Genomic DNA, 12187 nt, shown 5'->3' with positions numbered 1-12187 from the left:
CTAATGAAGTATATTTTTTACTCTCAATCATGGATCAATCAAATAATTGTAGAGTCGATAATCAGAGATGAAAATATAGCTATAGATGATATAATTATTTTAACTAATAGGAATTTTAAATATGCTATAAATAAAGAGTATGAAGGTAAAATGATTGTTGCCAAAAAAATCTATAATTCAAAGCTAAAACATTTGGCGATTAGTCATTTTCAAATTAAAAAAATTGAGAATTGGATTGAAGAAATAACAAATGGTGAAAAATTCAACTGTTATTTTCCACATTGTCACCCTTTACTTCTTAAACTTTTCACAAAACATCCAAATAATTACTCATTAAATTTTATTGAGGAAGGGCTTATATCTTATTATGGGAGAAATCAAGCAAACAATATATTAAAGACAAGGAAAAGTTTAATTTGGCTCAAATATTTTAATAATAAATTTCTTAAGTTACTCTCTGTTCCTGCTTTTCCTAAAGATTACACTAACGTATATAAAATTGGTGATTTTGCTTTTCCTGAGTATAGACATCATGTACAATATGATTTCAGCATAGTTAATAATTTAAATATTAAAGTTGATGAGGTTGAGAACCTTTTGGTTTTGGCAGCATTTGTTGACGGTTCCTACAAATTACCTCTTGATATTTATTTGAAAAAATTAGATAATGTTATAAATTATTTGATTTCCATAGGCCTAAAGAAAATACATTATAAATTTCATCCTTCTGATACAAATATTGTTAGAGTGAGCACAAGAGTAAAATTAGAAACTATAAAAAATCAAATTGAATTTACTGAGATTTCTGACGATCAACCTTTGGAGTTAATCATAATAAAGAGGAAACCAACTGTTTATATGTTCAATTGTAGTTTAGCTTTATATTGCTTTCAGTTAAAAACTGAATTTAAGATTTTAACAAAATTAATAGATCCGAATTGTGAAATTTTGAATTTTGAAGAGTTAAATCTGTCCAATTATTATATTAATCCCTGATATTTAGATGGAATTAGTTTCAATTATTATAGTTAATTACAACTCTTTTGATTATACCTATAAATGCATAAAATCAATTATAGACAAAACGAAAGACATATCTTATGAAGTAATTGTTGTTGATAATGCGAGTACTGATTTCAATAAAAGAAAGCTAGAAGATTTATCTCCTTCTGTAAAAGTTATTGAAAATATAGAAAATTTAGGCTTCGCTAAGGCAAACAATATAGGTATCCAATACAGTAATAGTGATGTTATTTTGCTTTTGAATAACGATACATTGTTATTAAATGATGCTATTTCAAAATGCTATAATAAGTTAAAAGAAGACAAATCTATTGGTACTATAGGATGTAAATTATTCAATGAGGATTTAACGTGGCAGAAATCATTTTATGAATTCCCTACATTAAAGTCTCAATTTAGAAAGTTATTTAGAATCAAAGGTCGTCCTGTTTATGACGATAGTTCAAATTATGTTCATTGGTTAACTGGGGCCTTTTTGATGTTTAGAAAATCATCCCTTCAACTTTTTGAGGAAAAGAAACTGAAGGAAGATTTTTTTATGTATTGCGAAGATATTCAATGGGGTATGCAATTTAAGAAAGTGGGGTTGAACAATTTTTACTACCCTAAAGGTCAAATTGTTCATTATCAGGGTAAATCCTCTACGTTCCAAGATGATTTTAGTAAAAAGCAAAAGTACTATTATCCAAACCTATTTATTTTAATTTGGAAAGAATTTAACTTAGTTTACGCATACACCTATTTTTTATTAGAAATTATAGTGAGAATAAGTACTTTTAAACTTAAGTACTGGTATACAATACTGCCTTTGTCTAAAGTAATGCTGAAACATCATAAGAAATGAAAAAGAAGATATTCTTCCATTTTGGAATGCACAAAACAGGGAGTTCTTATATACAAACTCTGTTAGCTAATGCCAAATCAGAGCTTAAGCAAGAGAGGGTTTTTCTTCCTGAAGATCATCGTGCTAAATTGATTCTAAATGGAGTTCCAACAGCTGGCAACGGTTTAAAATTATCTCGTTTGATAAAGCTCGGTAAGTTGGAAGAAGCCTTTGCATTAGTTAGCCATGATCAAGAATTGGCAGAGGTGGAAAATTGCGATTCACTACTATATTCATCGGAAAGTTTTTTTCATCTATTTCAATATCATGCTGCAAATTGGCTAAGCTTTGAGCAGTTATTAATAGGAAAAGATATTGAGCTTAAAGGATTACTTTTTTTTAGGGATCCAGTAGAACATATTATTTCTACTTTCAGACATCGCTTTAAAGATAATTATATAGATTTTGAAAGGTGGTTAGCAAATGATTATGAAACACATAAAATAATTAAGAATTTTTTAGAAGTAAAACCAACTTTAGAAACAGATTTTGGTTATAGAAATTATTCTGCAAATAAAAGGCACTTAAGTAAATGTGTATTTGAAGAATGGCTTGGCTATAACTGGTCACCCTTCATAAAAAATGAGACTGTAAACAAGTCTTTAAATATTTCTGATATTTATTTAGGGCACCTACTTAGACCTATACTTTTTCCTAATGAGTATAAGAGTTTTCTTGTGAAATTATTGGCATTAGACGATAATCTTAAGCCCAATGAGGAATCCTATATTGAAAACTTAATAAATAAGACTTCAGATTACCTGTTAAAATACCGAAATTTATTTGAGGAGATTAATAAGCTACTTCCTGTTAATGAAGCATTACAATGGCAGTACATAAATAAACAAGATGTCGAAATTCAGCAAACTATTTCATTTTCTAATGCGCAATTAGAAATTTATAGCAAATACTTACAAAATGTACAAAAGAGCTCACTTAAAAGGAGTTTAAAAATTATACGTAAGGAATTATTTAAGATCCTTAAAATGGATAGAAATTAGAGACGATGAAAACTAAATTACTTGACTGCACACTTCGTGACGGAGGCTATTACACTAACTGGGATTTTGATAAAGAATTAGTGAAAACTTATTTTAAATCCTTCAATCAGTTGCCAGCTGAATATTTAGAAATTGGTTATAGAAGTGTTCCTATGAAGCATTACTTGGGGGAATATTTTTATTGCCCTGTTTTCGTGATGGAACAGGCAAAAGAGTGGTCAGATAAAAAACTGGTCATTATTTTGAATGAAAAAGATATTCAAAATGAGCATGTAAAGGATTTATTGTCACCATGTGTTGGCTTAGTCACTATGGTGAGATTGGCCATTGACCCTCAGAACTTTAGTCGTGCCTTAGGTTTGGCAGAAGCTGTAAAAGCGATGGGCTTTGAAGTGGGCTTTAATGTGATGTATATGTCCACCTGGCATGAACAGAAAGATTTTTTGAACCAAATCCAGGAAGTCTCGGGCTTAGCCGATTATTTTTATATGGTGGATTCCTTTGGGGGTGTATATCCACAGGATGTGAAGAACACTTTTGATTTAGTAAAGTCAAAAACTGATGCGAATGTAGGTTTTCACGGACATAATAATTTGGAACTGGCTTTAGTCAATACTTTAACAGCCTTGGAATGTGGTGCAGATATAGTAGATGCAACTGTAACGGGCATGGGCAGAGGAGCAGGGAATTTAAAAACGGAATTATTATTGACTGCACTGAATTCTAAATTTGGGGTAGATGTTGACTTTAATAGCCTAAGTAATGTGGTTTCAGCTTTTGAAAATTTACAAAGGCAGCATGAATGGGGTACCAACCTTCCTTACATGGTGTCAGGAGCCAATTCTCTTCCTCAAAAAGAAGTAATGGATTGGGTGACTCAACGTTTTTACTCCTTTAATAGCATTATCAGAGCACTTCAAAATCAAAAGGATAATCAAAAGGACAATCAAAAATTAGCACTTTTTGAACCTCGAAAATCTTTTGACAAGGTGGTAGTGATAGGAGGCGGGCCAAATGCTGCCCTTCATTCAGATGCTGCACAAGAATTTATCAATAGAAATGAAAGAATTTGTATTATACATGCCAGTAGTAAAAATGCGGGTTACTATAAGAACTTATCCGTAGCACAGTATTTTTGTTTGGTAGGTAGCGAAGGCCATCGTTTAGAAAAAGTTTTTGATGATTTAGGTGGGTTTTCAGGGGAATGTGTCTTACCTCCATTTCCAAGGAAAATGGGAACCTATATTCCTCAGGCATTAGAGGGAAAAAGTTTTGAACTAAAAGAAATCACCGTTACCGACTTGGTGAAAGATGCACATACGGTCTTGGCCTTGCAAACAGCACTTAATTTAAAAGCTAAAAATATTTATTTAGTAGGCTATGATGGCTATCAAGAGGGTTATATCACTAAAACTGAATTAGCTTTATCTAAAGAAAATGAAACTATCTTCCAGGATTTCCAAGAGAATACAGATTTAAAAATAACCTCTTTAACGCCTACACATTATAGAAACCTTGAAGTCGAGTCCATTTATTCTTTATTGCAGTGAATGAGTCAAAAACACCCCCCTTCCCCCCCTCAAAGGGGGGAGACGCACCGATTTTATTTATCTTTTTAATTTGATTCTTTATCATTGTATTGATATTTGTTGGTGAAATAGTTGATGTAAATAGTGATTAAGTTTGAAATATTGTACAAACTTCAATCTGTGAGACTGTCCCCTTGAGGGGACTGTAGGGGTGTTATATGAATTTTAATTTAGCAGAATTAGAAATTAATAATTTACATGCAAAAAATCAGTAAATGAGTAAACAAGTCACTTTTTTCTTACCTATCCGCAAAGGAAGCCAGCGCGTAAAGAATAAAAACACACGTACTTTTGCCGGTATTGAAGGAGGATTGGTCAAATTAAAATTAGAGCAATTGCTCCAATCTAAAAAGATCGATCAAACTGTGCTTTCGACTAATGACGAAATCAGTATAGGAATAGCAAAAGATTTAGATCCTTCTGAAAGCAAGATCAAAGTAATTCAGAGACCTGAGGAATTATGTTTGGACAGTACTCCGCTGAGCGAATTAATTAAATATGTCCCCACCATAATAAAGGATGGGCATATTTTATGGGGACATGCTACCACACCTTTTGCAACGGCTCAAGTTTATGATCAAGTAGTGAATCAATATTTTAAAAAATTAGAAGAAGGATATGATTCATTGATTACTGTGACGGAATTGCAGAATTTCATTTTGAATAGTGAAGCCAAAATTATCAATTATGAACATAAAGATGGTAAATGGCCAAGAACACAGGATTTACCTATTTTGTATGAAGTAAATCATGCTGTATTTATGGCATGCAGAGATATTTACCTAAGTAATTCTGATAGGATAGGATCTAAGCCCTATTTATACACTCAAAATCAAATAGAATCCTTCGATATTGACTGGGAGGAAGATTTTTTAATTGCAGAAGCTATATATGATAAACTTTACAGGAATTAAAACCATTTTTTGGGATTTTGATGGGGTGATTATGGATTCAATGCCAGTGCGTGATCAAGGTTTTGAAGAAGTGTTGAAAGATTTTCCAAAAGATCAAGTCAATCAATTATTAGCCTATCATAAAGCTAATGGTGGCTTGTCGCGTTATGTCAAGTTTAGTTACTTTTTTGAAGAGATTAGAAAGGAAGAAGTAAGTGATAAAAAAGTACAGGAATTAGCAGGCAGCTTTTCAGCCATAATGCTTCAAAAACTCAAAAGCCCTGATTATCTAATAAATCAGACAGTTAATTTTATAGAGCAAAATTTTCGGAACTATAGGATGTTTATAGTTTCTGGCTCTGATCAGTCAGAGTTAAGAGAAATTTGCAATTCTGTACGAATAGATCAATATTTTAAAGGTGTATATGGTTCTCCAACTCCCAAAAATGACCTTGTGAGAAACCTAATAAAGAAAGAAAACATAAACCCAACAGAATCAATATTAATTGGAGATTCCATTAATGATTATGAAGCGGCAAAAGTGAATGATATTGCTTTTTATGGCTTTAATAATTCTGAATTAAAATCATTATCCTCAAACTATATTGAAAATTTTAAAGGTGTTTCATGAAGTTTATTAAAGCATTTTTAGGCCTTCTTATATTACCTTTTAATCTTAGATTTTTTAATCCCCTTTCAGTTTTTAAAAATAAGCGAGTCGCAATAATTGGTGCAGCAGATTCTGCGTTTGAAAAGAAAAATGGTAAGTACATCAATGAATTTGATATTGTTATTAGAATAAATAAAGCAGTTGTAAATTGGAATGAAAAAAATGAAGAATATTTAGGGACTAAAACAGATGTTTTATTTCATAATTTCTATGAAAATGAGCATAGCGGAGGAGGGAAATTAGATTTTTCTCTGTTTGATTCCAGGGGTATTAATTATGTAGTCAATCCTAATAGTGATTTTTCAGGAATCAGATTAAATTATAATTTCTATAAGAAATACCTGAAGTGGAATAGAACATTTATCTTACAACCTTCACTGTATAAAAAAATGATTCAGCCTTTTGGCGATCTTAAGCCGACTATGGGCTATGCTTCGCTTTGGTGTGCCTTAAATGCTCCATGTAAAGAAGTTTTTATTACGGGGTTCACTTTTTTTAAAACGCCTTATTCTATAGGTTATCGAGATCACTTGGTTGATATGAAAGCTAATAAAAAACATCTTAAGGATCAGGGAATCCATGATCCCAATCTTGAGTATCAAGAATTTTTAAAGTTAATAAATTCAATTCCAAGCTCTAAAATTCATTTTGATAAACAGTTACAGATGATAGTTGAAGGGAGTAGAAATGAAGAATAGGGGAGCACTTTTTGTGGTGACACGCTCAAGTCAGGAATGGAAAGGAGCCGCAGGAATATGGATCATGATCGGAGGATGGGCAAAAGCTGCTGAGAATTTATGGGGCAATTCTATAGTATGTACGCGAGACAGGAATTTAACAGCAGATCAAACACTAGAATTGGCAAACTATGCAAGCAAATCTTTTAAATCATCGAGTCAAAAATCAATACTCCGAAAATTTATACCAGAGATCTTAATTACATTTATAAAGGATATAAAGCTTTACCTAAGTAGGCCAAACGAATGGCCAGTTGAAAAAGAATCAAACTTAAATTTGTCAAACATTAAATATATCATTGAAAGGCATGATCTATTTTCTGGCGTTGGCTTTAAACTAGCTAAGAGATTAAGTATCCCATTCATTTTATTAGTAGATGCTCCAGTAGTATGGGAAGCAAAAAAATGGGGTGTGAATCGTGGTATTTGGGGTTGGTTTCTAGAAAAAAATAGCGAAGTCAAATCACTAAAACAAGCCGATTTGGTTTTGTGTATTTCAGAAAAAGTAAAAGAAAAAGTAGTCAGTTTTGGAGTATCAGAGAATAAAATTAGAGTAGTTCACAATAAAATAAATTCAGTCCTCTTTCATCCTAGTATAAGTGATGTAAATGTTAGATCTATACATAATTTAGAAAATAAATTTGTAATAGGATGGACTGGAAGCTTTAGAAAATTTCATGGTTTAGATGCATTGGTGAATGCATTTGCGAAGCTTTGTGCTCAACGGACCGATCTATGTCTAATTTTAGTAGGAAATGGTCAGGAGTATATTCCAATTCAAAAGCTCGTACATAATTTAGGTATTTCTGATCAAGTGATTTTTGCAGATACCCAGCCTTATAGCAAAATACCAGAATGGATTTCTTGCTTTGATATCGGGATTGTAAGCGCAAGGTCCAGTGAAGATTTTCATTACTCACCCTTAAAATTACAAGAATATTTTGCGTTAGGAAAACCTACAATAATTCCTAGAGCTGGGGATTTGAATAAGAGGTATAGCAATAGAAAAGATACGTTATTCTATGAAGCAGGTAATTCAGATGATTTATCAAAAAAAATTACAGAATTGCTGGATAATAAAGAACTGAGAACTAAGTTGAGTAAATCAGGATTAGAGATGCATAAGAAGTATGGATCATGGGAGGCAGATTTGAAGGAGATCGAAAAATATTTTGAAAGAAAATGAAAATACTTCAAATCATACAAAAACCTCAATTAAGAGGAGCTGAAATTTTTGCTTGTCAGTTATCAGAAGAATTACAAACCTTAGGACATTCAATAGATATTTTATATCTGTTTGGAAATGAAAATCAAAGGTTGGAATATGATTTGAATTTTCAAGCACTCTCGGCTACTCAAAGTAAAAGATTTTGGGATTTTAAAGCTTATAAAAAGCTTGCAGATATAATTGACAGGGAAGATTACGATATAGTTCAAGCCAATGCAGGGGATACCCTAAAATATGCTGCTATCTCCAAAAGACTTTATAATTGGAAGGCTAAATTAGTATTCAGAAATGCTAATAAGATGTCTTCTTTTATCCAATCAAAGCCTCATTTGTGGTTGAATCAATTCTTTCTAAGCCAAATGGATTTTGCCATTTCAGTCAGTGAGAATTGTAGGAAGGATCTTATTCAACTATTTCCTAAAGCTAAAGATATTTCAGCAACTGGAACTATTGGTACTTTTGATTTTAGTCATCTAATCCCTTATAAAAAGCCGGTTTATAACAAAGTATGGATTAATGTTGGCTCATTTGTAAAAGAAAAAAATCATAACTTTCTTTTAGATATTTTCACTGAATATTTAAAAGAAGATCAAGAAAATGAATTATGGTTGATAGGGGATGGACCACTTAGAAATCAATTAGAAGAGCAAGCCAAAAACTTAGGAATAGACCAAAATATAAAGTTCTGGGGCTATCAAAACAAAGCAGTAGCTTACATAAAAGCCGCAGATATTATGGTGATGCCGTCTAAAATTGAAGGTTTGCCCGGTGTTATATTAGAAGCGCTATCATGTGGGAAACCAGTGATAGTCTCAGCAGTGGGCGGTATACCAGAGGTAGTACATAATGACCAAAATGGTTATGTAGTCAAAGACTTCGATAAAGCTGCGTATGTCGCCAAGGTCAAAAAAGTCTTAAATAACCAAAATCTAAGAAAAAAAATGAGTCAAAATGCCCAAAAACTCATCCAAGAAGAATTCTTGATGCCCAAAATAGCAAAACACTTCGAATCCATATACAAAGAGATAATAGCCTAAGGCTATATTTGAACCACATAACCTGTCCCGTACTGCAAGTCGGGAGTCACAAAGACACAAAGAGTAATAATTAGTAATTAATGATTGAATAATTAATAATTTAGGTGGAAAAATAGGGATTACCAATTCCTTCGTTATATTTTCTTTATATTTATCTTTGCGTCACTGCGGCTCCCGATGTAAAATGCGGGACGGGTTCTCCGAGATTATTTTTTCAGCTTTAGCTGAATTTCTTAGTGCCTTCGTGCCTTTGTGGTTAAAAATACGGCCCTTGGCCGTCAGTTCTAGTGTCTTTCCCGATGGGTCGGGACAAGTCATGGTTAGTTACCAGCTTTAGCTGGTTTCCCAGCCTTTCTTTTAGCCGCCCTCACTCTTGCCCTGAACGCCTGCTTCTTCTTATCATCATACATCTGAATGATCACAAAGAGAAAAAGTATCATCACCTGGCTTTTCTGCCTAATGGCAATCCCCAAATTTCCTGAAATCTGAGCTAATGCAATTGAAACTGTAATAAAACTAAAAAAAGCAGTTTTGACGGCAAAATCTCCTCTAATAATATACCAGATCCCTCCCTTAAATATAAAGACCAGCGTTACCAGCAATAAAAATACATTTTCAAAAGAAACGATGATGCCCAACATCCCAGGAGCATCAAAAAATAGTGGGCGAAATAGAAAAGTGAAAACTTGCTCGGGTAGGCTCATAGTGGTTATATCTAATCCTGAAGTGGCTTTTGATAATTCTCCAGCTCTTCTATCCATATTTAGACCTTCTTCTATTAAAGTTTCAGCTTCTAAACCTACCATACTTAATACATCCTGATAGATAAATCCTAGTGTTATTGTGGCAACGGTAATCATCAAAAGCTTTAAGCCCCATCCAAGCCCTTTGAAACTAAATGTAAATCCAATCAAAGAAGAAGCTAAAATCACCAATAAAACGTGTGGCCTAATTTGATAAGTAATTAAGGCACCGATTAATAAAATCCAATATCTCTTAGGTATATTATTTAGGCCGTAAAATAATAACCCAATACCAAGAAATATAAAAGAGCCTTTTCCAAAAGAACCTGACCAAAAATGCAGGTTTGGCAGCAAGAAGATTAAATACAAAAGGTCAAATCCGAAAAGGGAGGTTTTAAATGCAATTCGTTCCCTGAAAAATTTATAAAAAAATACAAATCCTAAGAAACCAAAAAAGGAAAATAAAGCCATCATGGCTTCATAGGTAAAGCCTAGGCCATGAATAAAAGGATAACCAAACCATTCAATAAATTTGGTGGATGTCCCATAAAAATCTCCCCATTCAGGACCTCTGTAAAAGGTAGTGATTTTATAAAAATAGTAGCTTGAATCTGATCTATTAAATGTGGCGTATATAAAATACACAAATGACAAAAACAGGTGATACCAAAAAAGCTTTTTTAAGAATTTATTGTCCTTGGCGCTGTGGTTGGGGAGGCCCCGATTAAGACGGGGTAAACCTCTTCGCACCGGCATCAAGCGGTCTATTACCTGCATAGAGATAAAGTAGGAGAGGATAATGATGAAGATGCCGTATAACATTGGACAAAAATATGGTTAAGATGTAAAGATAACAAATAATGGACAGCCAAAGGCTGTGATTAACCACAAAGACACGAAGGCACGAAGATTAATAATTAGTAATTAATAATTAAGGAATTAGTAATTGAGGTAGGAAAAGCTGATTAACTAATGGAGAGTCAAAAATTATGATTAGTGAACTGGAACTGAAAAGTGTAAAAAGATAATAATGATTGAATCTAATTTTTTGTAAATTTGTTTTATTGATTAAAGCTATAGCTTATGAACTTAGAAGCAAGGAAAATATCATTTATAGAAGAATTTCTGAAGTTGCAGAATGAAGATATCATCAGTAGTTTAGAACAGCTTTTGAAAAAACGAAGAGCGGAATCAATTGAAGAAAAAATTGAGCCTATGAGTATAGAAGCGCTTAATGAACGAATTGATAAATCCATGGAAGATTCTAGAAAGGGTAGGGTGATCAAAGCAGAGGATCTTAAAGCTGTAATTAATAAATGGGATTAGTTTTAATTCATAATTAAGGAATTATGAATTGAAACAAATAATCAATCCTCCTAGATTAGTAGTATTTGAACTTTTTTAATTAATTTAGACTTTTGCAAGTAAATGATAATTGAATGAAGGCCTTAACCATTTCCAATTTCCGTAAAAATTTCACTAAATATCTTGATGATGTTTCTAAGTCATTTGAAACTATAATTTTACCAGGTAAAAATGAAGATGAAGGTGTTGTGATGATTTCAATTGCCGAATACAATTCTTTAAAAGAAACTGAACACTTGCTTTCTACAAAGGCTAACAGAAACCGTTTACGTGAATCCATTGAGGAAATGGAAAATTCCGAGTTGATCGAGTTCAATGAAGATGATATTAAAATACCTCATTAATGATTGTAGTTTTTACCAAGAAAGCTTGGGAAGAATTAAGTTATTGGATTGAGAATGATTTTTCTAATGTCCAGAAAATTAAAGATCTTCTAAATGCAATAAGACAAAACCCATTTACAGGTACAGGAAAACCAGAGCCTTTAAAACATAGTCTAAAAGGTTTTTGGTCTAGAAGGATAAGCGGAGAGCATAGGCTTGTTTACAAAGTAAGTGGCAAAAAAGGAATCGATCAAAAATGCGTAATTATTCAATGTAGATTCCACTACGATGATAAATAATAACCGCAAAGTCGTCTCGTATTTTAATCGGGAACGCTCGGATTAGATTAAGCAGGAGGACTAATTGTTTTGCAAGGAAAAAAGGTTTTTCCTCTCAGTTGTCCTCCTTTTCGACATCGGCATTCTATACGGAATAAGAAGGTAAGTTTGTGGTTGAATTTTCTTTGTGTCTTTGTGCCTTTGTGGTTCCCATACAGCCTTAGACTGTCCAAGTCTTAAATATTTCTTAGCGCCTTCGCGGTTCCAAATCAGCTTTAGCTGATAAACTTTTGTTTTCTTTTGCCTCTCGTATGTTTGATTCAGTTTACCAGCAACGAAATAATAGATAAATTTGGCAAAAAACAAGGAAAGGGTAGGAATAGCATTTTGTGTGAGATAACAGTTTTGTATATCGGA

14 protein-coding genes are annotated in these 12187 nt (G+C 32.7%); 12 read left to right on the top strand and 2 right to left on the bottom strand.

Annotated features, from left to right (window positions below):
- The first annotated feature begins 3 nt into the window (after window positions 1–3).
- From ACFE0M_RS14585 to ACFE0M_RS14545, 9 genes are all read left to right on the top strand, one after another.
- A complete protein-coding gene (locus tag ACFE0M_RS14585) occupies window positions 4–996 on the top strand; it encodes a hypothetical protein (RefSeq protein ID WP_434546516.1) in 993 nt (330 codons plus the stop codon).
- Between the two features lie 7 nt (window positions 997–1003).
- Window positions 1004–1867 carry a glycosyltransferase gene (locus ACFE0M_RS14580; protein ID WP_434546515.1) on the top strand — a complete coding sequence of 288 codons (864 nt, stop codon included), beginning with the start codon at window positions 1004–1006 and terminating at the stop codon, window positions 1865–1867.
- Window positions 1864–2907, top strand: a complete 1044-nt coding sequence (locus ACFE0M_RS14575) for a hypothetical protein (protein ID WP_434546514.1) — start codon at window positions 1864–1866, stop codon at window positions 2905–2907. Before ACFE0M_RS14580 ends, ACFE0M_RS14575 begins: the two co-directional genes overlap by 4 nt.
- A gap of 5 nt (window positions 2908–2912) precedes the next feature.
- Window positions 2913–4457: an aldolase catalytic domain-containing protein gene (locus ACFE0M_RS14570; protein ID WP_434546513.1), complete on the top strand. Its 1545-nt coding sequence runs from the start codon at window positions 2913–2915 to the stop codon at window positions 4455–4457.
- 254 nt (window positions 4458–4711) lie between these two features.
- Entirely contained in the window at window positions 4712–5410 is a 699-nt protein-coding gene (locus ACFE0M_RS14565; protein WP_434546512.1) for a cytidylyltransferase domain-containing protein, read from the top strand.
- Entirely contained in the window at window positions 5388–6020 is a 633-nt protein-coding gene (locus ACFE0M_RS14560) for an HAD family hydrolase (RefSeq protein ID WP_434546511.1), read from the top strand. The genes ACFE0M_RS14565 and ACFE0M_RS14560 overlap by 23 nt, the downstream gene beginning before the upstream one ends.
- Complete coding sequence (locus tag ACFE0M_RS14555; protein ID WP_434546510.1) at window positions 6017–6757, top strand: glycosyltransferase family 29 protein; 741 nt, start codon at window positions 6017–6019, stop codon at window positions 6755–6757. The genes ACFE0M_RS14560 and ACFE0M_RS14555 overlap by 4 nt, the downstream gene beginning before the upstream one ends.
- A complete protein-coding gene (locus ACFE0M_RS14550; RefSeq protein ID WP_434546509.1) occupies window positions 6747–7982 on the top strand; it encodes a glycosyltransferase family 4 protein in 1236 nt (411 codons plus the stop codon). Before ACFE0M_RS14555 ends, ACFE0M_RS14550 begins: the two co-directional genes overlap by 11 nt.
- On the top strand, window positions 7979–9061 hold the full coding sequence (locus tag ACFE0M_RS14545; RefSeq protein WP_434546508.1) for a glycosyltransferase family 4 protein: 1083 nt from the start codon (window positions 7979–7981) through the stop codon (window positions 9059–9061). Before ACFE0M_RS14550 ends, ACFE0M_RS14545 begins: the two co-directional genes overlap by 4 nt.
- A 320-nt stretch (window positions 9062–9381) precedes the next feature.
- On the opposite strand, the gene ACFE0M_RS14540 is transcribed toward ACFE0M_RS14545, so the two are convergent.
- The gene (locus ACFE0M_RS14540) at window positions 9382–10449 is read right to left on the bottom strand and encodes a hypothetical protein (protein ID WP_434546507.1); all 1068 of its coding nucleotides are present in this window, start codon (window positions 10447–10449) and stop codon (window positions 9382–9384) included.
- A 438-nt stretch (window positions 10450–10887) separates the two neighbouring features.
- On the opposite strand from ACFE0M_RS14540, the gene ACFE0M_RS14535 reads away from it, so the two are divergent.
- The 3 genes from ACFE0M_RS14535 (at window position 10888) to ACFE0M_RS14525 (ending at window position 11791) form a co-directional block, all read left to right on the top strand.
- Window positions 10888–11130, top strand: a complete 243-nt coding sequence (locus ACFE0M_RS14535) for a hypothetical protein (RefSeq protein WP_434546506.1) — start codon at window positions 10888–10890, stop codon at window positions 11128–11130.
- Window positions 11131–11243: 113 nt separating this feature from the next.
- On the top strand, window positions 11244–11513 hold the full coding sequence (locus ACFE0M_RS14530) for a type II toxin-antitoxin system Phd/YefM family antitoxin (RefSeq protein ID WP_434546505.1): 270 nt from the start codon (window positions 11244–11246) through the stop codon (window positions 11511–11513).
- Window positions 11513–11791 carry a Txe/YoeB family addiction module toxin gene (locus ACFE0M_RS14525; protein WP_434546504.1) on the top strand — a complete coding sequence of 93 codons (279 nt, stop codon included), beginning with the start codon at window positions 11513–11515 and terminating at the stop codon, window positions 11789–11791. Before ACFE0M_RS14530 ends, ACFE0M_RS14525 begins: the two co-directional genes overlap by 1 nt.
- Window positions 11792–11851: 60 nt before the next feature.
- On the opposite strand, the gene ACFE0M_RS14520 is transcribed toward ACFE0M_RS14525, so the two are convergent.
- Window positions 11852–12187: hypothetical protein (locus ACFE0M_RS14520; RefSeq protein ID WP_434546503.1), on the bottom strand; the 336-nt coding region annotated here is incomplete at its 5' end.

The sequence above is a fragment of the Marivirga sp. genome (genome assembly GCF_051117495.1).
Lineage (GTDB): Bacteria > Bacteroidota > Bacteroidia > Cytophagales > Cyclobacteriaceae > Marivirga.
Note: the sequence above shows the minus strand (reverse complement) of the source record. Positions and strands in the feature narration are given on the sequence as shown.